The sequence below is a fragment of the Mesorhizobium sophorae genome (genome assembly GCF_002270415.1).
Taxonomy (GTDB): domain Bacteria; phylum Pseudomonadota; class Alphaproteobacteria; order Rhizobiales; family Rhizobiaceae; genus Mesorhizobium; species Mesorhizobium sophorae.
Map to the genome: position 1 here is coordinate 57,472 of NZ_NNRI01000020.1, position 24,372 is coordinate 81,843.

At 61.7% G+C, this 24,372-nt stretch carries 20 protein-coding genes and 1 pseudogene; 5 read left to right on the forward strand and 16 right to left on the reverse strand.

Going from position 1 to position 24,372, the window contains the following annotated elements:
- Positions 1-410 precede the first annotated feature (410 nt).
- Together CGZ66_RS27970 and CGZ66_RS27975 are read left to right on the forward strand one after the other, a co-directional pair.
- Positions 411-674, forward strand: coding sequence for a hypothetical protein (locus CGZ66_RS27970; RefSeq protein WP_095090044.1), 264 nt, complete (start codon positions 411-413; stop codon positions 672-674).
- A gap of 84 nt (positions 675-758) precedes the next feature.
- Complete coding sequence (locus tag CGZ66_RS27975) at positions 759-1,415, forward strand: nucleotidyl transferase AbiEii/AbiGii toxin family protein (RefSeq protein ID WP_143748872.1); 657 nt, start codon at positions 759-761, stop codon at positions 1,413-1,415.
- 83 nt (positions 1,416-1,498) lie between these two features.
- On the opposite strand, the gene CGZ66_RS27980 is transcribed toward CGZ66_RS27975, so the two are convergent.
- Together CGZ66_RS27980 and CGZ66_RS27985 are read right to left on the reverse strand one after the other, a co-directional pair.
- Positions 1,499-2,008 (reverse strand): GNAT family N-acetyltransferase, encoded by a 510-nt coding sequence (locus CGZ66_RS27980; RefSeq protein WP_425352323.1) that lies wholly within the window; start codon positions 2,006-2,008, stop codon positions 1,499-1,501.
- Positions 2,009-2,293, reverse strand: a complete 285-nt coding sequence (locus CGZ66_RS27985) for a type II toxin-antitoxin system TacA family antitoxin (RefSeq protein WP_095090048.1) — start codon at positions 2,291-2,293, stop codon at positions 2,009-2,011. It abuts the gene before it with no gap.
- Positions 2,294-2,906: 613 nt separating this feature from the next.
- Between CGZ66_RS27985 and CGZ66_RS27995 the strand changes: the two are divergent.
- A pseudogene (locus tag CGZ66_RS27995) lies at positions 2,907-3,137 on the forward strand (transposase); the annotation flags it as partial.
- A 79-nt stretch (positions 3,138-3,216) separates the two neighbouring features.
- Here the strand turns inward: CGZ66_RS27995 and CGZ66_RS28000 are convergent.
- The 4 genes from CGZ66_RS28000 to xopAD all read right to left on the reverse strand — a co-directional run bounded on the left by CGZ66_RS28000 (position 3,217) and on the right by xopAD (position 13,993).
- Positions 3,217-4,383 (reverse strand): porin, encoded by a 1,167-nt coding sequence (locus CGZ66_RS28000; RefSeq protein WP_095090051.1) that lies wholly within the window; start codon positions 4,381-4,383, stop codon positions 3,217-3,219.
- A gap of 1,581 nt (positions 4,384-5,964) precedes the next feature.
- A complete protein-coding gene (locus CGZ66_RS28010; RefSeq protein ID WP_095090057.1) occupies positions 5,965-6,561 on the reverse strand; it encodes a shikimate kinase in 597 nt (198 codons plus the stop codon).
- Positions 6,562-6,787: 226 nt separating this feature from the next.
- Positions 6,788-8,125: an IS1380 family transposase gene (locus CGZ66_RS28015; protein WP_095090060.1), complete on the reverse strand. Its 1,338-nt coding sequence runs from the start codon at positions 8,123-8,125 to the stop codon at positions 6,788-6,790.
- Between the two features lie 51 nt (positions 8,126-8,176).
- Positions 8,177-13,993, reverse strand: a complete 5,817-nt coding sequence (gene xopAD / locus CGZ66_RS28020) for a XopAD/skwp family type III secretion system effector (protein ID WP_206073786.1) — start codon at positions 13,991-13,993, stop codon at positions 8,177-8,179.
- A 270-nt stretch (positions 13,994-14,263) separates the two neighbouring features.
- On the opposite strand from xopAD, the gene CGZ66_RS40030 reads away from it, so the two are divergent.
- Entirely contained in the window at positions 14,264-14,989 is a 726-nt protein-coding gene (locus CGZ66_RS40030; RefSeq protein ID WP_167392274.1) for a hypothetical protein, read from the forward strand.
- A 435-nt stretch (positions 14,990-15,424) separates the two neighbouring features.
- Positions 15,425-15,880 carry a Ros/MucR family transcriptional regulator gene (locus tag CGZ66_RS28025; RefSeq protein WP_095090062.1) on the forward strand — a complete coding sequence of 152 codons (456 nt, stop codon included), beginning with the start codon at positions 15,425-15,427 and terminating at the stop codon, positions 15,878-15,880.
- A 222-nt stretch (positions 15,881-16,102) separates the two neighbouring features.
- Here the strand turns inward: CGZ66_RS28025 and CGZ66_RS28030 are convergent, their stop codons facing one another.
- The 10 genes from CGZ66_RS28030 to bioB form a co-directional block, all read right to left on the reverse strand.
- Complete coding sequence (locus CGZ66_RS28030; RefSeq protein ID WP_095090064.1) at positions 16,103-16,315, reverse strand: cold-shock protein; 213 nt, start codon at positions 16,313-16,315, stop codon at positions 16,103-16,105.
- Between the two features lie 262 nt (positions 16,316-16,577).
- A complete protein-coding gene (locus CGZ66_RS41780) occupies positions 16,578-17,429 on the reverse strand; it encodes a hypothetical protein (protein WP_425352324.1) in 852 nt (283 codons plus the stop codon).
- 292 nt (positions 17,430-17,721) lie between these two features.
- Positions 17,722-17,988, reverse strand: coding sequence for a beta-barrel domain-containing protein (locus CGZ66_RS28050; protein ID WP_143748873.1), 267 nt, complete (start codon positions 17,986-17,988; stop codon positions 17,722-17,724).
- Positions 17,989-18,120: 132 nt separating this feature from the next.
- Positions 18,121-18,945 carry a cyclase family protein gene (locus CGZ66_RS28055; RefSeq protein WP_095090067.1) on the reverse strand — a complete coding sequence of 275 codons (825 nt, stop codon included), beginning with the start codon at positions 18,943-18,945 and terminating at the stop codon, positions 18,121-18,123.
- A 228-nt stretch (positions 18,946-19,173) separates the two neighbouring features.
- Entirely contained in the window at positions 19,174-19,308 is a 135-nt protein-coding gene (locus CGZ66_RS41390) for a hypothetical protein (protein WP_280952830.1), read from the reverse strand.
- Between the two features lie 26 nt (positions 19,309-19,334).
- Positions 19,335-20,318, reverse strand: coding sequence for a beta-ketoacyl-ACP synthase III (locus CGZ66_RS28060; protein ID WP_095090069.1), 984 nt, complete (start codon positions 20,316-20,318; stop codon positions 19,335-19,337).
- On the reverse strand, positions 20,315-21,580 hold the full coding sequence (locus CGZ66_RS28065) for an adenosylmethionine--8-amino-7-oxononanoate transaminase (protein WP_095090070.1): 1,266 nt from the start codon (positions 21,578-21,580) through the stop codon (positions 20,315-20,317). Before CGZ66_RS28065 ends, CGZ66_RS28060 begins: the two co-directional genes overlap by 4 nt.
- Entirely contained in the window at positions 21,580-22,215 is a 636-nt protein-coding gene (gene bioD, locus CGZ66_RS28070) for a dethiobiotin synthase (RefSeq protein ID WP_095090091.1), read from the reverse strand. The genes CGZ66_RS28065 and bioD overlap by 1 nt, the downstream gene beginning before the upstream one ends.
- A gap of 11 nt (positions 22,216-22,226) precedes the next feature.
- Positions 22,227-23,366: an 8-amino-7-oxononanoate synthase gene (locus CGZ66_RS28075; protein WP_095090072.1), complete on the reverse strand. Its 1,140-nt coding sequence runs from the start codon at positions 23,364-23,366 to the stop codon at positions 22,227-22,229.
- The gene (bioB, locus tag CGZ66_RS28080) at positions 23,363-24,361 is read right to left on the reverse strand and encodes a biotin synthase BioB (RefSeq protein WP_095090094.1); all 999 of its coding nucleotides are present in this window, start codon (positions 24,359-24,361) and stop codon (positions 23,363-23,365) included. The genes CGZ66_RS28075 and bioB overlap by 4 nt, the downstream gene beginning before the upstream one ends.
- Between the last annotated feature and the right edge of the window lie 11 nt (positions 24,362-24,372).

A 24,372-nucleotide genomic window follows, 5' to 3' on the forward strand; every position in this document is an offset into this window, starting at 1 on the left:
AGGCGGTCATGCCCCGCCCCTCTCTATTACTGCGTCGGTTGGGACTGCTGGGGACAATTCGGAGGCCAACATGTGCGGGATTGTTGGCATCGTTTGGCAACTGCCGGTATCGGAGCGATTGGTCAACGCCTTGAAGCATCTCGAACATCGCAGCTATGATTCGGCCGGCGTTGCGACGATCACCGAAGCGCCTTGCACCGCCGGCGCGCCGCGGGCAGGGCCGCCGCCGCGCCTCCAGCCTCGATGCGCATGAAGCCTTCATCGTCGGGCTGATCGAGGAGCGCAAGGACATCGGCGAGATCAATCAGAGGTCATTGTCGATAGCTAAAGGAATAAATTCTTGATCCCATCAGGTGCTGGAGAGGTTGGTAGCTTATGCGATGGTCCCGAAACAACTAGCTTAAGCCCTTATGAGCAAGCATTTGGCGTCCGTCCTGACGACCGTGAACGCGCCCTACAGCGTACAGCTGGACTATGCAGGTCTGGCTTATTGCCTGGCGGATCTCGAGTTGGCCAAACAGCATCCTGGTCATATCAGCGCCTTTCTTGGCGAGGTTCCCCTCGCACTGCAGGTCGAGCTCGCTGTCGTGCACCACATCCCGGTCCCCGACCTGAAGGCCTTCGCCGCTGCGTTCTCCGCCTGGTCCGGCGAGAGCTATCCGCTCGCTGCGTGATGGCCGAACACGATAGCCGGCGCCCTTCCGAATGGCGGCGGCCTTTTAGCATCGCCGTCGATCTGATTAACCAGCTTCGGGAAAATGCGGCGGTCAGACTTCGAATGGTCGTTTGGCGGTGGGACGGCTATGATGATCAAGATCGGCCATCGTGAAAGCCATGACATCGATGTTTTCCTCGATGACCCGCACTGCTTGGCTTCATCGACCCGTCCAGAAGCCGCCTGCGCTTTGCGCCGACGCCATCGGACTGTCAGGGTGATGAAGTTCGCCTTCGAAGGCATCGGCGAAATCGACTTCATCATAGCCGGAGTCCTGACCAAGACGCCCTTCAAGACATATGATGTCGAAGGGAGGACGGTTCGGCTCGAGACCATTCCCGAAATCATTGTCAAGAAGGTCTATTATCGCGGCTCCCAAGCCAGGCCTCGTGACATCTTCGACATCGCAGCCGCAGCCCGGTCGCAACTCGGCGAAGTCGTCGATGCCTTGCGCGCGTTTCCGCAACAAGTCGCGCGCACCAGGGAACGGTTGGAAAAGTTCAATCCGGAATTCGTTAGTCGTGCCATCGCACAGTTGATGATCATGCCCGACTATGAAGCGTCGGCCGCCGACAGTCTGGATGCTGCGATCGCTGTGCTTGATAGGCGTTGTCATCGTCCAAGCCGACCTGATCGCCTCCCCTCCGGATCGTTGCCGGGCAGGGGAGGGGCTTTTTCTACAACGCCGACGCCTTGGTGAGGTTGACCCGGAAGCGGTCGCGGCGCAGTTGATATTTTCGGGTCATCTCAGCGCTGGTGTGCCCGAGCTGTTTCTGCACGTAGCTAGTGCGCAGTATCTGCCAACCAGAGGCGCACATCCTGAATCGAGCGCATGAGGACGGAAGGATTATCCCGTGCGGCGATGAAGCCCCAACTGTGCCAATAGCGCTCGGCCTCGGTGTCAATTGCCCTGACCACGACCGCGCGGCCACCGACGATGTCGGCGCCGGCGATGCAGCGCCGCAGCGCGTCCTTTACCAGTCCGCTGCCGACGCCACGCCCCACGTAGTTTTGATCGACCGCGAGTTGTCCAATCAAAAGGCAAGGGATCGGATCCGGTGGGCGCCCCGTGCGGATCGAGCGCGGCGCACTGTTCGGCTGGATCACGCTGGGTGCGAGCCCATAATAACCGACCACGGTTCTGTCATTGTGAACAACCAGGACTCGGGTAAACCCGCGAGCCTGGTTGGTCCGCGCAAAGCCGAGCAGCCATGCGTTGAGGGCGGGCTTGCCGCAATCGAATGCGTCGAGACGATGCGTGTCGTCCAGCATTTCTATGCCTGAAAGCGCCACCTAGCTTTCCCAAGGGGCAAACCGGCGGAGCCGCTCCGCCGCCTTAGGCGGCGGAGGGCTTGCTGGGGCGGCGATCGCCTGCATGAATGCATTGTAGGCGTCCGGCGACAGGCGAATGACGGTCGCGTTGAGGATTGCCGCCTGCGCTTCGTGCAGTGCGGCGCGGCGCATGAACTCGGTGCGAGACAGGCCTAGCAGTTCCGCGCCGCGGTCGATAATGGTCAGATCGTCATCGCGAAACCGCATCGAGACGGGCGTTTCCTTCCTGGGGCCCGTCGCGGCCATGGCGCTCTCTCCTGTGCTGCGAGCGTATATATACGTTTGTAACGCAGATCGCAATACATCGTGACGCCCGGGCCCTGTGCCCGGGTGGCGGCAAACGCGACGAGCCTTTGCACCGACCCGTCCCGGATCCGGGCACTATCGAGCCGTGGCATGGGATGCCGAGGGCCCGGCGCTCGCTTCCTTGGCGAACGCTCTGGCGAAGCGGCCCATGGCCTTCGTCTGCCAGCCGCGCGCGCACCTGCCGCTCGGCCTTTCCATGTCGAATGATCGGGCTGAAGCGCTGGCCGGCATCCTCCAGCGCTACCCCGAGGTAGGCATCATCGAGGGCGATCCGCTAGGCCCGCTCTGCGGCACGCCGGCCGCAAGCGTGGGATCCCGACCAGACGATCCTGATCCGGTCGTTCTGCAAGGCTCTCGGCCTGGACCTGCGCTCGAGCGTCATCGGCGGCAATGCCCGGCATGTGCAGGCGATCCCGCTAGCAGCGCTCGCATGGCCTGGGCATGATCAGCCGCATCCTGCAAGGCGCGCTAGGACCAATCCACATTCAGGATTTCCAAAACTGAGATGTGCTGAATCAATGCGTTCCGGATTTACTGATTCGGAGCGGGTTTGATGGGTGTAAAGCGCTATGAACTGAACGAGGCGCAGTGGGTCCGGATCGCCCCGCTTCTGCCGGGCAAGGTTGGTGATCCGGGCCGTAGCGGCGCCGACAACCGCCTGTTTGTGAACGGAGTTTTATGGGTCCTGCGATCCGGAGCATTCTGGCAGCACCTTTTGGAGCGCTACGGCAAGTGGAAGAGCGTCCATGCCCGCTTCACCCGCTGGGCCAAGGCCGGCGTCTGGAGCGTGGATGCGCTGGGCTGCTGCACCCGGTCGATGGGTTGCTTTCGATCGGACCACCCAGATGCAGTTTCTCATTCCGTTAGAATGAGTGTTGGAAACGGATGATGCCGCCGACGCTGTTCTTTTTGTCAGCTTTGGTCCAGTTCACGTTGGAAGGGTCAACCATGCCGGCGCCGAAGTCGCCATAGTGGTCGTAGTCGATTTCGGCTGTGATTATTAGACCTGCAAACGCCGTATAGACAGCGTTTGCAGTCAGACCATAGTCCTTGAGCTGATCACCCGAGACCTGAAGGTTGAACGAAGTTTTCTCGTTGAATCTGTAAGTGGCGCCGGCCCAGAAAGCCCAGTTGCCGCCCCAAAATTTGTAGAAGCTGCGACGATGAGCGTCGATTGTGTTAATGGAGTTGTCGCTGAGCTTGCCATAGGAGCCGTAGCCGAACGTTCCGAATAGCGAAAATTCGTTTGTGACATTGACGTCGACGCGGACCTTACCAGCCAGAGATTCGTAGTTGCTATCATAAGCGACAACGCCAGTGATCGCCCCCCAGCCTTGCATGTATTTCACGCCGCCGACGACATGCGGAACATAGCTGTCGATAGTCCCGACTACGCCCGAGCCTTCTTCGAGTGAAGCCACCGCCGAAAAGCCGTTGCCGCTGTCAAAGTAGTACTGAACCACGTTGGCTTCGTAGCCGCCGTGCGGAACAAGCATCTTATTGAGGACGTCGCCAGCGTGGCCAGTAAACACGTGGAAGGCCGACCAGTCCTTACCAACTCGCAGGCCGCCAAGCTGAATCCAAGTGAAAGCCAATTTGACGCCTCTGTTGAAGGCGTAGTTTTGCGGGCTGTCCGTGCCCGAATAAGCGTTGCGATTACCAAAGTCCATGCGGGTTTCCGTATAGGTCTTCAGTGTGCCGAGTTCGGTCTCCTGGCCGGTCCAAGTTTTGAAGGTCAAGCGAGCGTTGTTTCGCCATGTGCCCTGATCCTCACCAGTCCTCAGGTCTGAGGTTCTGGCGCCGTCATACGATCCGACATGGCCCAGGCCGATGTCGTAAAGGACATCGCCGCCGATGCGCAGACAGGTCTCGGTGCCGGGGATGTAGAAGTAGCCGGAGCCGTACACGTCGCAGACCTTGATGTATTCGGTCGATTCTGGCTCGGCCACAGCCACAGCATCGACCGCGCGCGCGTCGGAAAGGGCGATCAGCACTGCAGTTGAGCCGAGGAGAAGGCTCCTGATGTTCATTCGCGCGTGCTCCGGTGGGCTGCGCCTCGACGCAAAGTGACACTCGTCAGTTGCCCCACGGAATTCAGCGCGTCTGGGCCAATCGCCATAGTCATCTCCGCTTGTTGTAGGCAGACGTCACAACGGCTACGGAAATCGACCACGCAAATAACGCGCCATCCTGGAGACGTAGCTGCGGGCTTACGCTCAGGTTGGCCGGCGCATCTTGTTGCGGTTCCTTCTTTTCGCTTTGAAGGTCAAGCTGAGCACGAAAAGCAGACGTTTCGGATAGATAGTCTGTTCGCTGCCCAGCGGTTTGGTTCAATAGCGACAGCTTTTGTTTGTTGTGTAGGCTTTGAGACATCATAGGCGGCACCGCTCGGTACATCGGGCGAGATACCCACTGACGTCGACATGAAATTCACTAGCCAGGCCGGGTATGCCATGTTTTGGTGCACGGCCCATCTTGAAGGCGATCGCGTGCAGCAGCTTGCCAATCAGTCCGGACAAGTGATTTCGCAAGGCTGGAAAGATCGACGCGTTGTAAACCGCCTCTGGATCGGAAGTCCTGTATGGCCAACTGTTTTCGCGATGGCACCCCCCGGCGCGATTGTTGAGCCTCTTTTGCGATGATCGACTTTCGGCATCACCTGACGTTCTATCGCGTTATTGGAACGCCATTTGTCGATGATCATGCCCTTGGGGCCGCAACTCTGTGCAAGCGACTGGGTCAGCAGGCGCTTGGCAGCCTTGGAAGAACACGCCGAGCACGTTCCTGTCCTGATCACGGCGCGCCCACTGCCAATGCTTCTTGCCTGTAATCGATACCACGCGTTATCGAAGTGCCGGATATCGCTATCCGAGGGCGTCCGCTAGCGAGCAATGTCTGGCTCCTAGCCGTATCGTCCCCCAGCATATAGCATTGCCGCGCTCCGATCTCCTCGACCAAGCGCAGTCTGAAGGGAAAGCGTCGAAAATCTCGGTGTGCGTGATGATCTCGGCAGGGCGAACGATGGCGCTTGTAGCTAACCGATATTGTGTTCATGCCATCGCGTTCGGCGGTTAGAGCGGACCATCGCGTGAGGAAAGGCATTGGCGAAATACAGTGTCGCGGCGAAAGCGGAACGGATTTGACATAGCGCAAGACCCAGGAGAACCGCAGCGGTAAGGATGACAGTTATCGGCATAGGACGGTAAACTGTTGCGGACCTCGATCCTGACAAAATACCACAAGGCCCGGCTGCTAAGGGACCTGCCGGCCGGGCCGGGGCCGCGGCAAAACTGCGCCGCGAGGCTGAGCAGGCGAGCTTGCTTTAGTCGGACAAGGAGAAGCCGCCTGCTTCGCCCCTGCGCAGGCCTCCCAGGGAGCGCGGGCAAAGCGAATGTCGCATGCTCATCCCATGAGACGGCGGCGTTTCCGTCGCGGAGGTTGGAGGTCTCGTCATCTCCCCAAAGTTGGGGGAGCGCGTGCTAAAATCTCTTCCGGATTGAACCCAGAACTTCGCACAAGGGGGGCAGGCTCACTTTGTATGAAATAATGGGGCGAGCATGCTCCTGGGTTCTTATCCGCGTCGGGAGCGGGAAACTCATTAACGGGATTTATTAGACGCCCGGCTGAGCGGCTGCCGGCTCGGGACGCAGATAGGCGTGCAGCGCCCTGACGCATTCATCCATCTGCCTCTCATGCGACACATTGCGCGAAGCGATCGTGAGATGAGCATTTTGATAGATCGGCTCACGCTCAGCGATCTGTTGCGTGATAGTGCCGAGCAGGTCCGAGGCCTGCTGCAGCCGGCGACCGCGTCGTCTCCCGAGCCGTCGCATTATCAGGTCGGCATCGGCCTTGAGCCAGATCGAGACCGCCTTGTCCTGGATGAGCCCATGGGTCTGCTGATGGATGAAGGAACTGTCACCGGTCGCGAGCACTGCCGGTCCTTGCTTCAGCACACGCGCAATCACTCTCGCCTCAAGCTCCCTGAAATGCTCCTCGCCATGGGTTTCGCAAAGTTTTTTTATCGACATGCCGGCCTCTTTCCTGATCTCGGCATCGGAGTCGATGAATTTCAACCCCAACCCTTTTGCAAGCCGCTCGCCAATGGTGGATTTACCGACGCCCGACATGCCGACGAGCGCTATCGGCCGCACGCCGAGGGCCGGCGCAATCTGGCTTGCTTCCGGCGACCTGGCGATCTCGGACATTCTTGATTTTTCGCCAACTCGCATTCCAAATGCCGCAGCAGCGCTCCATCTAGCCCGCTTGATGCACGGCGATCGGCTTTCGGCGGCCTACATCGGCGATCTGGCCGCCCTCGGAGTGCATTTTGACAAGCCTCGTCGGGCGCCGGCGATGATCCGTCGTGATGGAAGGCGGGGGTTTGCGGGTTGAGGTCGGCGGGTTTGTTTCGGGACGTCTGCGTCCCATCGTTTATGTCGCGAGCCGCGCAATGCGATTGAGGACGATGCGCAGGATGCGCTGGTCGGGGCAGGATGTCGGCAGGTGCAGGCGGATCTGGGTTTTCATCTCGACTACGCGGGCGGCGATCTTGATGAGGCGCAATCGCAGCGTGTCGAATTGGGCGACGGCAAAGCTCGAGCGTTTCGGCATCGCGGCGCGCAGGCCCCACATCAGCCAGTAGGCGCCGGCATGCAGGAACAGCCGGAACTGGTTGGCCGTCGCTCTTGTGCAGGAGGTGCGGTCGGCGGCGAGATGCGTCTTCCACGACTTGATGTGGTTCTCGGCAGCGCCGCGCCGGCAGTAGACATCCTCGTAGAGCGCCTTGGCCTTGCCACTTGCAAGGTTGGTGACGATGAAGCGGGTATCGGCACCTTGGGCGCCGACCTCGACGCGGGCGATGATGCGCTCTACGCGGCTCCAACTGGCGGCGCCGTCAAAAAACTCCTTGAAGCGGCGGACCTTGTTCGTCTTCGATGCTTCAAGGCGCGCCATCGTGCTGCTCTCCAGGTCCGCGACATGCTTGCGCAGGGTCGTGGTGGGCGCCACGCCGAGGATGAAGTCGACATCGTTGGCGCGGCACCAGTCGATGACCTGCGGACTACAATAGTGGCTGTCGGCCCGGATCAGGATGCGGATGTTCGGCCAATTGCTCCGGATCGCCCGCACCAGGCGGCGCAGGTGGGGGCGGATTTCTGCCCCGCTCGGCCGCTTCGCTGGTCGCAGGACCGCACCGACGAACCGGCCGTCGCCATCGAACACAACAATCGGCTGGAAGCCGTATTCGTCGTGATGGGCATTGAACAGCCGCAATTGCTGGCCGCCATGCACGGCGTCAAAAGTGTCGTCAATGTCGAGCACGATCCGCTTCGGAACCTGGCGGAAGGAAGAGCAATAGAGGTCGACCATCGCACGGCCCATAACGACCAGTTCCCGCACGCCAGGCAGGTTCTCAAGCCGGCACATCGTCGATTGAGAGGCCAGATCCCGACCCGAAGGCAGCGCATCCTGGGCCATCTTGAAGATCGGATCGCAGCGCAGCCGGTTGGCGTCGTTGCCATCCTCGTAGCCGGCGGCAATCATCTTCATGCGAAAGCCGATCATATCGGCCACGCTATGGATGACCTGGTCCGGGCGGCGCGGATCATCGATGCAGCGCGCCAGACGCTCGGCGACACGCAGCCGCTTTTCCACCTCGGCCAGAGCCAGAACCCCACTGTTGGACGACAGCATGCCGCCGTCAAAACGGGCGACGACGGACTTGCCGCCGACTGATGACAAACCGCTCAACGGCAGCATAAGATCATTCATCGCGGGTGTGGTCTCCGGGAAATGGTTCGGATCGGCTTAAGCAACCAAATCCTACGTCATTTCAACGGCTTGCACCACATCCGCCAACCCCCATGAATTTTCCGGGCTAGGATCCTCTTCGGCTTTCCAGTTTGGTATGCCAAGGGCGCCTTTGGGGATCGCAACCTCGGCACAGACCTCGATGGCGCGTTGCATCAGTTCCTCGGCCTTGGCTTGCGGAGCATCCCCGCTTGAATGCTGCTGCCGAAGCTTGCCAAGGGTCTTATAAGTGTCGTGATTGGCCAGTTTGGCCCTGTAGCTGCCTGGCGTGTGAAACTCGACCTCGAAGCGATAAGCTTCGGGCGTGGCGAGCACTACCTTGATGCCCAAGAAATTTCGAGTCTGCTTACTGAACCAGTTGACCACGCTGACCTCGGTGTAGCCCCGGTCATCGAAGGCCAGCATGGCTTTCTTGAAAGCGTTTATAAAATGCTCGTCAGGGATTTCGAAGACATGGCGTACAGCATTGGTGAGGAGCTGTGGAGCGCTGCCGGGCGGGACGCTCATGCCGGTGAGTTCATCTGTTATGGAGGCATGCGATTTCAAGCGGCGCTCCAGATGGGGCATCTTCACCTGGAAGTCCGCTTTCCAGAGGCTTTCGGCGACGCCGAGCGCGGCCTCGGTGATTTTGCTCTCTTCGGCTCTAGCGCGGGCAGCCTCGATCTGGGCGCGCTCTGAAGCCTCCGCGCGGGTCAGCGCAATCATCATGTCGGCATCCTCGGCGGTGGGCCGGAGGCCAGAAGGTTTCGGCAGAATGCCTTGCTCCGCAGCGAATTTGATCGAGGCCTCCATGATGCCAGCGGCCAGCGTGGGGTTGTCTTTCAGATCATCCAAGGTCGCATCGACGTCAAACCTTCCCTGGGCGAGGGTCGCCGCAACGCCCTTGACATAGGGCACGGACTTCAAGCCCGGTGTCTGGTGGAGGAGCCGCTGAAGGTAGCTGCCCTTCTTGAAGAAAAGGTTGGCGCCAGTATCGGATTTATAGGCGTCGGTGCCGACCTTGATGCCGAGGCTCAGCAAGTTGGTTGCGCTTTGTACGAGGTCGTCCGGATTGTAACCATCTGGGCGAGAATCGATGCGAGCAGGATAGTGGTCGAGCAAAAGCTGGATGCGGTCTCGTGGCTGAGGCGTTGCCGGATAGGTCTCGGTCAGACCCGGGAAAAGCTCGCACAGCCTTGCGCTGAAGCTCGGGTTTGCGGCGTTCGCGCTTTCGATTGTTTCGGGCAGGAGTTGTCCACCCTGCTTGACTGCCCATGCCACAAGGTCGGAGACGAGCAACTCGGCCATTTCGCGGGCAACCGGATGTTTGGCGACCTCAATCTCGCGCCTCGCCCTCGCAAACGTGTTCTGGATATCCTGGCCACTCACCTCTTCCTGGTTCAACAGCTGACCGATATCTCGCCGGAGCTCCTTGTGAACGCCCTCATAGGTGCCAAAGACGGCACGCTCGGCAAACCAGCGTCGTGCTTCATGGGATTGAGCCAGAAAGCTTCGCTGCAGGCAGGTATAAGTTTCCAGAACATTCTGCGTGGCAGAGAGGATCTGGCGGGCGCGACTGAACTGGTAATCGTCGCCCTCAAGCGCCGGGGTATGGGACTTTGGCGGCTTCAGCGACGGAAGTCCCAGAGCTTGCTCCCGGTGATCGAACGCGCGCAAATGCTCATAAAGCTGCGGCCGGTCGCCGAGGATGATGACGGTGTCGCCGTCGAAGTCGCCGTCAAGTTTTTTCTGCTCACCGGTCGGGACAGCCACCAACGAGCCCGGGGCAAACACCTCGGTCGCCTGCAGGATGCCGAGGCAGTCGAGCGGCGTGTCCACCTTGACGCGGTCCTTGCTCGAGGTCCAGCTCGCATGGCATTTGACGTCCTCGGCAGACATCACCAGCCCACGGTCGGCGTAGGCGGCCGGCCACATCTTATCCGGGACAACGATCAGAATGCCTTTGGCAAAAAAGGTCGGATCGTTGGCCGCCAGTTCCCTCCCCGACTTCTGGGCGACGTTGAAGCTGTATTGGATGGCCGTGCAGTTGTCGAGAAACACAGCGGTCGGATCCCCCTCGAGGGCCGACTTGACTCCTTCTGGGGCAAACGGGCGCAGGTTGGGCTTGTCATAGGGCGAGCGCCCGATCAGCACGCCGCTCGTCCCCGTCAACGTCTCGCTCTTGAGCGTCGGCACATGGAGACACTCGTCGCTGGAGGGTATGGCAACCGCGCCAGGACCGTCGATATGTCCGCCAGTCACGGTTCGAAACAGCTCCTCGGCCGACAGCCTTTGCCCCTGTCGGCTCTCGAGCCAGGTCTTGGCCTTCTCTTGCGCCTCATCGGCCACCGACTCGCTGCGTGGATAATGTTGCAGCGCCGAGGCAGGCAGGGACGATCTGCGTCCCTCAGCAAAGGCAGGCACCCGATCAGGACCTTCCTGCCGGCGGGCGCGATGAACAGCCGGCATGCGGTTGGCCAGCGAGGCCTTGATGAAACCGCAGCCATCATGCGATCGCAAGGCGATCGGGCCTTCCGGCCCAGTTAGCTTGAAGGGATGTTCCTGGTTCGCAGGGCGATCCGGCAGCAGCGACAGTTTGAAGGCGCCCTCCAGCGCGTAGTCGTGAGGGCCCAGCCCCTTGATTCCTGGAGGCGCGGCAAAACCCCTGCGCTGCATGTAATAATATGCCTCCTTGAAAGGGGCCCAGGCGCGCAATAGCTGCTCGAACGCCGTGCCCGATGCGGTATCGGCATACGGAATGGCCAGCAGCTTTCCGCCAGGAGACATGGCTGCCGCGGCGTCCGGGGCGCGGGCGGCGAGCTGCGAGAGGGTCGGTTTCGGTGGTTTTAACTTGCTTCCGCCGAACAGGTCCATGCGGTATGGCACACCCTCGACGGTAACCGTACGCGCCAGCATGAAGGGGCTGGGCTTTCCTGGCAGCTGCACCGCGACGACTGGCAAAGCTCCCGAGGTCAGGCGATGAAAAATCGAATAGCGTGTCTCGGGCTCCGTGGCCACTGGCCGGCCCTGCATGTCCACCACCGGCAACTGCATCAGCCCCGCCTCACCTTGCGGCGGTCTGGGCTCGTGGTCCATTGCTCGCAACACCTGATGGACGTCGAACACCGACGCTGGATGTTGGGCCTGGACCGTCGCCACATTCTGCGCCATGAACGTGTCCAGCCCATCAAGCGGGGTCTCTGCCGCGATCTCCGCGATCAGGTTCCAACTCATATTGGAAAGGTCGCCTTCGATGAGGCCGGCCGTTTTCTCCAAAATCTCCTTGGTCTTGAACTGCAGCTCTTCTTGCCTCACCCGCAAATCGGACTTCTTGCCCTCGACATACGGCCGGCGGAACAATGTCGCCAGAACCGTGCGGGTCTTGAGCACTTGATAGATCGACAAGGCGGGGCGACGGCTCGAGTACGGGCCACGGGTCCGCTCGCCATCGCCTGCTTTGAGATGCGCCTCAATCTTATGCTCGACGATCGGCTGAATGTCGTTCAGCAAATTCAGAGCCTGCCTCCGCCGCAGGCTCTTGCGCGGGCTGCGCGCCAGCGGCAGCACGGCGAGGCAGAGATTGCCCATGGTTTCGAGGTTGTTCTCAGCGGCAAAATCAGGGGCACGATGCAATTCCGTAAGCCGATCCAACCCCGGCCGTGCGAGCGAACCGAGATCGTCAAACAATCGAGCCTTGGCCAGCGCCTTGAAAATCACGGCGATGTTCAGAACGTGGGTCTGCTCCAGACGATCACTGGCATAGTGAAGGTAGCGGGCCAGCTGGTGTAGCCGATCCTTCAGCAGAGCGGTCTCTATGATCTCTCCTGTGTCCTCTCCCCTGGCGACACTTCGCCCCAGAGCATTGGCCATCATGCCAAGCTCAGGTGTGGTGAACGTTCCGAATCGTTGGCCTCCGGAGCCCAGTTTGCGCACGATGTCCAGGACTGCCTGGTGGCACGCCGCTGCTTCCGGCCATTTGCTGAAGCCGTTCACAAGGTTCGCCAATCCCTGCGGACTAAAATCAGAGAGCCGGTTGTCACGGCGAAGCACCTCACCGGCGATCGCGACCGTGGCCTTGCTGCAGCCCGTCTCGTCCGGCCACTTGCTGAAACCGTTGACCAGGTTCGCCAGGTGCTGCGCAGTAACGTCAGAGAGCTGGGCTTCGCGTTTGGCAAGGCGAGAGACCTCGCCGGAGATCGCGATTGTGGCCTCGCGGCAGTGCGGCGCTTCCGGCCACTTGCTGAAACCATTCGCCAGGTTCGCCAGATCCCCTTGAGTAAAGTCAAAGAGCTGCACCTCGCGCGAGGTGCGGCCAGCGACCTCGCTGGCGATTGCGACCGTGGCCTTGCTGCAGCCCGTCTCGTCCGGCCACTTGCTGAAACCGTTGACCAGGTTGGCCAGGTTCTGGGGAGTAAAATCAGAGATCAAGGCGCTTTCGGAGCGACGAAGGACCGCCTCGGCAATAGCGACTGTGGCCTCGCGACAGGCCCCTCCGTCCGGCCACTTGCTAAAACCGTTCGCCAGGTTTGCCACGTCCTGCGCATTAAAATCAGAGAGCTGGGCTTCGCGTTTGGCAAGGCGAGAGACCTCGCCGGCGATCGCGACAGTTGCCTCGCGGCAGTCCGGCGCTTCCGGCCACTTGCTGAAACCGTTCGCCAGGTTTGCCACGTCCTGCGCATTAAAGTCAGAGAGCTGGGCTTCGCGTTTGGCAAGGCGAGAGACCTCGCCGGCGATCGCGATTGTGGCCTCGCGGCAGTGCGGCGCTTCCGGCCACTTGCTGAAACCGTTCGCCAGGTTTGCCACGTCCTGCGCATTAAAGTCAGAGAGCTGGGCTTCGCGTTTGGCAAGGCGAGAGACCTCGCCGGCGATCGTGACTGTGGCCTCGCGGCAGTCCGGCGCTTCCGGCCACTTGCTGAAACCGTTCACCAGATTCGCCAGCCCCTGCTGGGTAAAGTCAAAGAGCCGGACGTCGCGTTTGGCAAAGCGAGAGACCTGGCTGGCGATCGCGACTGTGGCCTCGCGGCAGCCAGGCGCTTGCGGCCACTTGCTGAAACCGTTCACCAGGTTCGCCAGGTCCTGCGGAGTAAAATCAGAGATCAAGGCGCCGCTTCCGGAGCGACGAAGGACCGCCTCGGCGATAGCGACTGTGGCCTTGCGACAGTCCGGTGCTTGCGGCCACTTGCTGAAACCATTCACCAGGTTCGCCAGGTCCTGCGGAACAAAGGTGGAGAGCCGGGGGGGGGCGCCGGAACGGCCGACAATTACATTGGCGATCGCGGCCGCGGCTTGACAGCAGCCCTCGTCGTTCGGCCGCTTGCTGAATCCGTTCACGAGATTCGATAGCTCCTGCGCAGTAAAGCGGGTGAGCTGAACCCCGCGGCGAAGGACCTCATCGGCGATCGCGGCTGTGGCCTTGCGACAGTCCGGTGCTTCCGGCCACTTGCTGAAACCATTGGCCAGCAACGAGAGATTTTGGCCGCCCAGCTCACCTAGTACGCCCCTTTGATCCTGACAAATTCGGGCGATTCTCATCGCTCCATCGCGACATTTCGTCGACAATGGGTCCCGACCGAATGATGATGCGAAGAGCGAAAGCGCTCTCGGTTCAATCTTCTTCATTAACGCGAGATCAAGCTGCGACAGCCGAGCTGCGACAGCCCTGCAAGCTTCTATCCCTGCCTGCCCTCCCGCATACCGGCTCACCGCATTGCACGTAGTGGCGTACCCCCATGATTGCCGGGCGTCGATATCTTCCTCCAAGCGCGGGACAAATTTGCGTTCAAAATCGACGGAGGCCTTTTGCATGAACGTTGCTTGATCCGGCATCCGCAGGCGCTTGGAATGCTTCACCACCTCTCTTGAGAACCCCCCGATGTCACGCGCGTTAGCAATTCCTCTTAGTGCTGCATGCAACTCGCCTGAATACTGTGGATCAGGTCGCTCAAAGCTGGCGTGGCTCTGCGCGGCTACGTCGTCTACGCGCCGCTTTCCAAGTCCAGGACCCAGGTCGCTTGCGGATTGCCTTGGCTGCGGAAGCGCGCCCGATTGCGAGCTCTCGGCCGCCTGATTGCGCTGGCGCATGCTTGCTTGCGAGTCTCCGGCCGCCCGATCGCCGCGCCAATGCTCGCTATCAGAGCGCGAGGAGCCTTCTTCCCGATAGAGTGCGCGACGATCCTGTCGCTGAGGCGGGCGCTCAGCCCATTGCGAGCCCTCGGCCGCCCGATCGCCGCGCCAGGGTTCGTCCCCGAAACGCGAGGGGCCTTCTTCCCGATTGAATGCGCCATGATCCTGTCGCTGAGGCGGGAGCTCGCCCCTTTGCGAGTCTCCGGCCGCCCGATCGCCGCGCCAATGCTCGCTATCAGAGCGCGAGGAGCCTTCTTCCCGATAGAGTGCGCGACGATCCTGTCGCTGAGGCGGGCGCTCAGCCCATTGCGAGCCCTCGGCCGCCCGATCGCCGCGCCAATGCTCGCCACCAGAGCGGGAGGAGCTTTCTTCCCGATAGGGTGCGCGACGATCCTGTCGCTGAGGCGGGCGCTCGCCCCTTTGCGAGCCCTCCGCCACCCGATCGCCGCGCCAGGGTTCGTCCCCGAAACGCGAGGGGCCTTCTTCCCGATTGAATGCGCCACGATCCTGTCGCTGGGGCGGGCGCTCGCGGCGCCAGGGTTCATCCCCGAAACGCGAGGGGCCTTCTTCCCGATTGAATGCGCCACGATCCTGTCGCTGAGGCGGGCGCTCGCCCCTTTGCGAGCCCTCCGCCACCTGATCGCCGCGCCAGGGTTCATCCTCGAAATGCGACCAGCCTTCCTCCCTATCCAACCCGCGCCGCCTCCCGCGTGCGCCAACTGATGGATGAGGAGACGCGTCCCGCAGGATATCACTGGTGCGGACGGGTCCGCCCTCTGGATTTTCATGGTCGGAACGCATCCGCTCCATGAGCGAATTGAACTGTTGGCCACCTTGTCCAGAGGCAGGATCGCGGGCCCCCCCTATATCCTGCGCGCCCCCAGCTCTGACTTGCCCACTGTACAAGCCACCACGTCGACCAATACCCGTCATAGCCAACCCCGAGTGCAAATGAAAATACAATTGCGCACGGTCATTCCTGTCGCATTGCACGCTGAGGGTATCATCATACTCGTGGTATCTGACGGAAGCCTGACTAGACCTCATGTTGGACGAGTATCGCAATAACCTGGCGAGAGATTTATTGCTTTCCGCGGCAACCACCACTAATGAAGCAATCCTTCACCGACTATGTTTTCACGCTACCCGGAGAGTTTCATGACAGAAGAAGCCGACGACAACATCGACGTCCTCATCGAGCTCACCGCCGATGTCGTCTCAGCCTATGTGTCCAACAATCCGGTGCCGGTGGGCGATCTCCCTGCCCTGATCGGACAAGTGCACGCAGCTTTGAAGGGCACGGCCGAAAGTGTCTCCGCAGAAGAGCCGCAGGCTCTCAAGCCTGCAGTCCCGATCAGGAAGTCGGTGACACCGGACTACATCATCTGCCTTGAGGACGGGAAGAAATTCAAAGCGCTGAAGCGTCATCTGTCGACCCACTATGGGCTGACGCCGGATGAGTATCGCGCCAAATGGGGTCTGCCGGCGGATTATCCCATTGTCGCGCCGAATTACGCCGCGGCGCGCTCGGCGTTGGCCAAGACGATGGGGCTCGGCCGCAAGCCGGAAACGCCGGCGCCGGCGAAGCGGACCCGCAAGAAGGTCGCAGCTTGATCTTATCTATCAAGTTCGTTCTGAAGCGCGCAGCTGCTGTCGGCGTCTGCGCAGAACATCAGAAGGCGCGGACCAGCCCCCTCCACTCGCAAACATCCTCGCGGCTTGCAACAATCTGCTGTCCCGGTCTGCGGTAATGTTCTCGCCCGCTCTTATCGAGCGGGTCAGTACGATCGGGACGTGGCGCGTCGTGCAGGCTTTTGCCGGGCCGCAGGAGAAAAGTCAGCCAGCTTTGCTGAGGCTGCCAGCGGAGGACTTGCCAGTACGGCGGTCCTGTTCGATCTCATAGTTGATCTTCTGGCCGTCAATGAGAGTCGAGAGACCCGCACGTTCCACAGCGGAAATGTGGACGAACACATCCTGACCGCCATTGTCAGGCGGGACAAATCCAAACCCCTTGGTGCTGTTGAACCACTTCACCGTTCCAGTCGCCATATCCGTATTCCTTTGTAATAATTGCAACGTGGGTAGGCCATTAAGCCTACTCGATTCACAGCCGAGGCGTTACGCGCAGCAAAGACAAAAAATTGCAAGGCCCGGCCGGACCACCCGGCAGCCAGCCCCACCCCGCGCTGCCGCCAAGCGCATGGCCCTGCGCGACCAACCCGGCGGTCAGGATCGGCGAGCGCATGGCCAGCCGGGTCGGCGCCGAATGGTGCGACATCTGTTGGGATGGCCACGGCGCTGTAGCTGTCGGCTAGCCGAGAGGCAGCGCGCCCCTGCGCGCCATCTCGAAGACATCGAGCAAGATGGCCAGCCCGACACCACTAGCAGTCAGAATAAGCCCGGTCAGGAAGATGCGGTTGGCGCGCTCATAAATGCGCCGTTGCAGGGAACTAATGTCGAGCAGCATCGACAGGGCCCGCATCTGAAGCGCGATGCCGATCAGCATCGGCGCTGCGGCCAGCAAATGGTGGAGCTGCCACGGTATTGGGTTGGCGGCCCAATGCGTGATGAAGCCGAGCGAGAACGCCAGCAGGATGCCGACGGCGGTGATGGTGCCATTGCGAAAAATCGTGTCGATCAAGTCTTCCTTGGGATCCTGCTCGTTCAAACCTTCTCTCTCCTCGGGGCGATCAGCCGGTCGTTTGTGGTCGAGATTAGGCTGTCTGGAAATCACTGTACACCACCGGCTTCGCTCGCCAAATGCGTGGCCAGGCAGCCGGGCCGGAACAAGCCAGCCTGGGCTGGAACCATTCAGACCAACGAAAAAACGGGCCATGAGGAAGCCCTCATGTTGCTGAAACGGTCCATCTCCTCTTAAAGGCGGCGATAGGGGGTAGCCGTCATAGCCGATATAGGTGTCCAAGCCCGGATCGGCTGGCGTAGCAGGCGAGGCAGCGGCGGACCTACCAGGAACCGCTGTACTCGTCGAGATAGAGGGTCCGGGGCTGCTGGGCGAGCAGGCGCCAAGCACGAACCCGCCGACGCCGGCGGCAATGCCGATTTCGCGGTGGTGATGATAGCCATGGGCCGCCGAGGGCCGGACGGTTCCGGCCAGCGAACCGGCGGCGACGATCAGGCCGGAAACGATGGTGCGCTTGAACACGATTGATTCCTTGCTCCGGTACAGAGCCGAACCATCCGCCTCTTGAACAGCCAGCACTTCACGACCTACCGATTAGATGCAGGTGCCGACGATGCGAGCTATGAGGGGATGGAGGAAGGTCGAGACGAGCGAGCCTGTTGCTGCGGGCGGCCACAGGTCCCGACTATGTGCACTATCTGAATAGCCAAACTATCTCACCGGCCTTGACAGACCCTTTTTCATCGACGCTGCCGAAAAGCAGTGGCGATCCTCTTGCGATCGCGTCGTTCCGCAGGGGCTATGACGATGTCTTTTACACAATGCCAACGCTCGTCAGTCCCGCGGCTAGTGTGGCAGCACGCACAATGCCCTTGCGCTCACCCGTCACTATCGACACGTCGACGGGCATATCCGGATAGAGCTTCACGTACGGTAGAGCTTTGAACTGGTCGGCAACCACCTCGATAGTCGCGGTGAGGGACGTCGCGCCGCTCCGTTCGTCGACCTCGGCATTGGCGGAAACGCGGGTCACATCGATGCCTACAAGGACCTGGATACGCGACTTCTGCAGCTCCTTCACCCGCCACATCAAGCACGAAACCCTGTTCCCGTGGCGGCCGCCGGAGGGAGCGGAGGCTGCGGGAAGCGCACGTCTATACGGTCGTGAACAGCGATGCGCTTGCGGACTCCATCCTCACGCCATGGTCAAACGTCACCCGTTCGAATTCTCTTGCGGAAGGCGCTGCCGCGCCATGGCCGGAACCTCTTGGAGTAGGGCCACTGCGCGCGTCCATCCGGCAGAGGCGCCTTTGATCTTTACCGGAAAGCAGGTAACCGTAAAGCCCTTGGGCGGAAGCTGGTCGAGGTTGGTCAGTTTTTCGAGGTGGCAATAACCGATCTCGGCTCCCGCCTTATGTCCTTCCCAGATGATGCTGGCGTCGCCGGTTTCAGCATAACGTTTGGCGGTGAAGGGAAAGGGGGCATCCCAGCTCCATGCGTCCGTGCCGGTCACCCGCACGCCGTGTGAGGTCAGGAAAAGCGTGGCCTCACGGCCCATGCCGCACCCCTTGCCCAGATAGGCCGGGCTGCCATAAGCGGCGGCGGCCGAAGTGTTGACCAGCACAATTTCCAGCGGGCTCAACGTGTGGTCTATGCGGTCAAGCTCGGCCTCAACGTCGGCGGCCGTCACCACATAACCGTCTGGCAGATGACGGAAATCCAACTTCACACCCGGCTGCATACACCAATCCAGCGGCACTTCGTCGATGGTCATTGCCCGTTCACCACCGTTCATGGTGGGGTGATAGTGCCATGGCGCATCAAGGTGGGTGCCGTTGTGCGTGTTGACCTTGCACTCTTCAACTGCCCAGCCATAGCCACCGGGCAGCTGATCCACGCCGAGCCCGGGAAAGAACGCCACCATGCCTTCGGCGCTTTCGCGATGCCCAGTATAGCTGATCACGGGGCGGATCGGCGGCGGGTCCGCTGGCGTTTCATTGTCGAGGGCGATGGAGAGATCGATGATTTGGCGGGTCATGGAGTTCCTTCTCAATAATTATTCGAACGTCCGGCGAAGAACTTGGTTGCGCAGGGTGCCGAGGCCGTCAACAATGCCTTCCAGCACGTCTCCCTGCTTGAGATCAACTGGGCCTGTCGCAAAATTTCGGCGTTAACGCGCTGTTGACCACACCTGATGCTCTTCCCGCTCTGATGGTTCTGAATGCCATTTCCGAAAAGCTGGAGCGCCGATCGAAAGATGATTTCTTCAATCGGCACCAAAGATTTGCGCGTAGACCGCCTCGATCCGCCTTGCCTCGTCATCGGTCAGCGCGGCGAATTCCTTTTCGCGCTCGCGACTCGAAAGCCGGCCAGAGGCGACTGCTGCATGCCGGTCAGGCACGCAGCGTTCGCGCCAACGAGCGCCGGCTAAATTCCAACGACGAGTGCCCCGCCGCTTAAGCCCGCCCCCGCGGCAGCAAGAAGGACTTTTTCGCCAGGCCGCAATGGCTCTGTCTGATTGGCCAACGATAGGGATAGCGGGATCGTCGCGGCGGAGGAGTTTCCGTAGTCAGCGATCGTCTTGACGACCGCATGATCGGCAATGCCCAGGTTCTTGCCGACGGCATCGAAAATGCGGGCATTGGCCTGATGCGGTACGAACCGGTGGATGTCGTGCGGCTGCAGTCGGGCTGCGGCAAGTGCGTCCAGCGAGCAATCGGTCATCATCTCCACGGCCTTGCTGAACACTTCACGGCCATCGGTGATCGTCATTCGGGTTTGTTCGATTTCCAGCCCTGCGTGGAACGGGCTGTTGCTGCCGCCGGCAGGTATCTGGATCAGTCCATAGCGCGAGCCGTCGGAATCCACCGATGCACCGAGAATACCCCGTTCCCGGTCATCGCAAGGGCCAATCACAACGGCGCCTGCAGCATCGGCAAACAGGACAGCGCTGGCACGCTCTGCCGGATTGATGCGGCGGCTGAGGATGTTGGCGGCGATGACAAGGGTCGCTTTGCCATGCAGGCGGGTGAAACCGTCCGCGAACATCAGCGCATAGATGAAGCCGGAGCAGGCGCCGGTAAGATCGATCGCGCCGGCGCGGCCGAGTCCCAGCCGATGCGCAACCAGCGGCGCGCTGGGTGGCAGAAGGTGGTCGGGTGTCGAGGTGGCGAGCAACAGCAGGCCGATGTCGACCCTGTCGATGCCGGCATTCGCCAGCGCCATCTCGCCGGCCTGCGCGGCAATGCCCGACAGCGTGTCTTCGTCCGTTGCCCAGAAGCGCGAACAAATTCCGGTGCGCCGTTCGATCCAGCCCGGCTCGAGGCCGAGATTGTTTTCGATCTCGGCATTGGCCACCTTGCGCCCGGGCGCATGGTGGCCGAACCCGAGAAGGCGCGACGACCTGCTCACGGCTTCGAACCGAAGCGTTCGCCGGCCTCCTCAATGGCATCATGGAGCCCGTCCAACTCGCCACTGGTGATGCAATAGGGCGGCAGGAGATAGAGGACATTGCCGAGCGGACGCACAAGCAGCCCCTTGTCGAGGAAGAACGCCCGCAGCTTCGGCCCGATCTCGGCGAGATAGCCGGCGGAGCCGGCGCGCAGGTCGAGCGCCGCGATCGTGCCGGTCGCCCGGCTGTCGCTGAAAAAGGGATTGTCGTGAAAACGCCGAAGCCCCGTGGCCTGCTTGGCGCTCAGGGCCGCGATCCGCTCGGCCACCGGTTCGTCACGCCAGATTTCGACATTGGCAAGGGCTGCCGCGCAGGCAATCGGGTTGGCGGTGTAGGAACTCGAGTGGAAAAAGGTCTTCGTGCGATCGGTCGAATAATGGGCCTGGAAGATGGCGTCGGTGGCGAGCGTGGCGGCCAGCGTGATCGCGCCGCCGGTCAGGCCCTTCGAAGTGCACAGGATATCGGGAGAGATCGACGCCTGCTCGCAGGCGAACATGGTGCCGGTGCGCCCCCAGCCGGTCATCACCTCGTCGGCGATGAGCAGCGTGCCGGAGGCCTCGGCGATCTTGTTCAACTCCGTCAGAACCCAGGCGGGATACATCAGCATGCCGCCGGCGCCGAGCACCAGCGGCTCGACAATCAGCGCGGCTGCGTGCCGGTCGCGACAGGCAGCCTCGAACCGATCCAGCGTCCCCTGCTCAAGCCCGGCAGCCGGGAAGGGGATGGTGTCGACCTCGAACAGCAAAGGCTCGTAGGCGGCGTTGAACACGCCACGGGCACCGACGCTCATCGTGCCGATCGTGTCGCCATGGTAGCTGTGCTCCATGACGACGATGCGCGAACGCGGCGCGCCGATGTTGCGGAAATAGCCGAGCGCCATCTTCAGCGCGACCTCGACAGAGGTCGAGCCGCTGTCGGAGTAGAACACCCAGTCAAGGCCGGCCGGAGCGAGGCCGACAAGCGCCCTGGCCAGGCGTTCGGCCGGCTCGTGGGTGAAGCCGGCGAAGATGATCTGGTCGAGGCTCGCCGCGGTCGTTTCGATGGCCTTCATGATATGGGGATGGCGGTGGCCGTGGGTGACGACCCACCAGGAGGAAATGGCATCCAGGATGCGCGTGCCGTCGGCCTTGTGGAGGTAGGCGCCGTCCGTCCGGACGATTTCAGGGATCGCCGGTTCGAGCGCGTGCTGTGTGAACGGATGCCAGACTTGAGATTGCGACATCACTCGCCTCCGGGGATCAAAGCAAGGTCGAAGCCGGCAACCATTGCATCTCTCAGCGTTTCACTCGTCAGCGGATCGATGTGCGGCAGTCTGCCTAGCTGGCGCGCGCCGCTGAACTCCACGATTGTTCTCTGCGTATCGGCCACCTCATCACCGATGAAGGCAATGCCGATGAGCGGGATGGAACGGGCCCTGAGCGCCTCGATCGACAGCAGGGTGTGGTTGATCGTGCCGAGCGTGGTACGGGCGCACAGGATAACCGGCATCCGCCACTGAGCGAATATGTCGATGAACTTGGTGCGCCGGTTGAGCGGCACCATCAGTCCCCCGGCCCCTTCGATGACGATCGGACCCGGCAAGTCCGGAAGCGAGAGCTCTGCGACGTCTATCGCGACGCCGTCGAGTTCGGCTGAACGATGCGGCGACAGCGGCTCCTTCAGGCGATACCCTTCGGGCAGCACGCGTCCTTTCGGCAGGCCGGCGAGCCGTTCCACAACCTCGCTGTCGGTTTCGCCGTCGAGGCCCGATTGCACCGGCTTCCAGTAGAAACCGTCGAGAAGGCCGGCCAATCCCGCCGAAAACACCGTCTTGCCGATGCCGGTGTCTGTTCCGGTAACGACGATGCGCTTGGTCATGCCAGCTCTGGTCATGCTTGGGCCAACACCTCGGCGAGCGCCTCGACCATGGCGGAAATGTCGGCTTCGTCAACGTTGAGCGTCAGCGAAATGCGCAGACGCGACGTGCCCTCGGGCACGGTCGGCGGACGAATGCCGCGTATGTCAAAGCCGCGTGCCTGGAGCGCTGTCGCCACCGCCATGGTGCGCCTGACGTCGCCGATGACAAATGGCTGGATCTGTGAGCCGCTCGGTATCACGCCGCAGCGCCCGGCCAATTGGCGACCCGCGAAGGCAACACGCTCCTGCAACTGGAGACGGCGCATCGGCTCATCGGACAGCATGGCGAGCGCTTCGCGCGCCGCGACCGCCATCAGCGGCGACGGTGCGGTGGCGTAGATGAATGGCCGGCACCGGTTGACGAGATAGTCGCACAGCGTTCGTGGAGCGGTGACAAGCGCGCCCGACGCTCCGAGCGCCTTGCCGCAAGTGTGGAGTGCGATGATGTTGTCGCGGCCCTCGAAACCGGCGGCAAGGCCGCGGCCCTCCGGTCCCCAAACGCCGGTGGCATGCGCCTCGTCGACGACGATGAATGCCTCGTGTCGATCGGCAAGCGCGACCAGGCTCTCCATCGGCGCACGGTCGCCATCCATGCTGTAAAGGCTTTCGACCGCGATCCAGACGCGCCCGGTGCCGCCTTCGGCGCGCCAGCGCGTGATCGCATCCTCGATAGAATCGACGTCGTTGTGCGCGGCGAGCTTGAACTCAGCGCGGCCAGCGCGAGCCCCCTCATGCATGCTGGCATGGGCGAGTCCGTCGAGGACCAAAAGGTCGCCCTTCTGCGGCAGCGCTGTCAGGAGAGCGAAGTTGGCGATGTAGCCGCTGCCGAAGAACAGCGCGCGTTCAGCTCCGAAAAACGCCGCCGCGTCCGCCTCCAGAGCCTCATGCTCCGGCGCGTTGCCGCGCAGCAGCCGCGACCCGGTGGCGCCGACCGGCGTGCCCTGCGCGATCGCAGCCGCAACCGCGTCGCCTAGTCTTCTCGAAGCGGCAAGCCCGAGATAGTCGTTCGACGAGAAGTCGAGGCCGGCGCGCGGCGACAGTGTCCGCAGCCGGTCCTTGCGCGCCAGCCCCTGCAAGGTCGCGTCATAGCGGGCAAGCGGTACCCCGCTCATTGCGTCTCGAGGTCCATCGGCTCGATGCCGAGACGCCGGAACAGCAGACTATCCTTGTCCTCGCCGGGATTGTCCGCCGTCAGCAGCGTGTCGCCGACGAAGATCGAGTTGGCGCCGGCAAAGAAGCACAGCGCCTGCATCTCGTCGGTCATGGCGGTGCGGCCGGCTGAAAGCCGGACATGCGATTTCGGCATCATGATGCGCGCCAGTGCGATCACGCGCACGAATTCGATCGGCTCGATCGGCCTGGCGTCGGCAAGGGGCGTGCCGGCGATCGGTATCAGCATGTTGATCGGAACGCTTTCCGGATGTTCCGGCAGATTGGCCAGCGTCACCAGCATGTCGACGCGATCCATAGGCTCTTCGCCCATACCGACAATGCCGCCGCAGCAGACCTTGATGCCGCTGTCGCGGACATTGGCCAGCGTGTCCAGCCGATCGGCAAACGTGCGTGTCGAGATAACCTCGTTGTAGTAGCGCTCCGAAGTGTCGATGTTGTGGTTGTAATAGTCGAGGCCGGCCATTTTCAGTTGCTGCGCCTGGTCCAGATCAAGCATGCCCAGCGTCATGCAGGTCTGCATGCCCAGCGCCTTGACGCCTTCGACCATCGCCACGACCGCATCCATGTCGCGCGCCTTGGGATTTCGCCATGCCGCGCCCATGCAATAGCGGGTGGCACCGGCGTCACGCGCCTTGGTCGCCTCGGCGATGACGCGCCGGCCCTCCATCAGTTTCGACGCTTTCAACCCGCTTTCGTGATGCGCCGACTGGCTGCAATAGCCGCAATCCTCCGGGCAGCCGCCGGTCTTGATGCTGAGGAGCCGGCTAAGCTGGACCTTGTTGGGATCGAAATTCTGGCGGTGCACGGTTTGCGCCAGGAAGAGCAGATTGTTGAAGGGCGCGTCATGAAGTGCCCGAGCCTTCTCTAGCGTCCACGTCGTGGCGTCTGGGGCTTGAGCCTGTGGCATTGTCTTCGTCGGATTGGTGGCGTGCATGTCCATCCTGT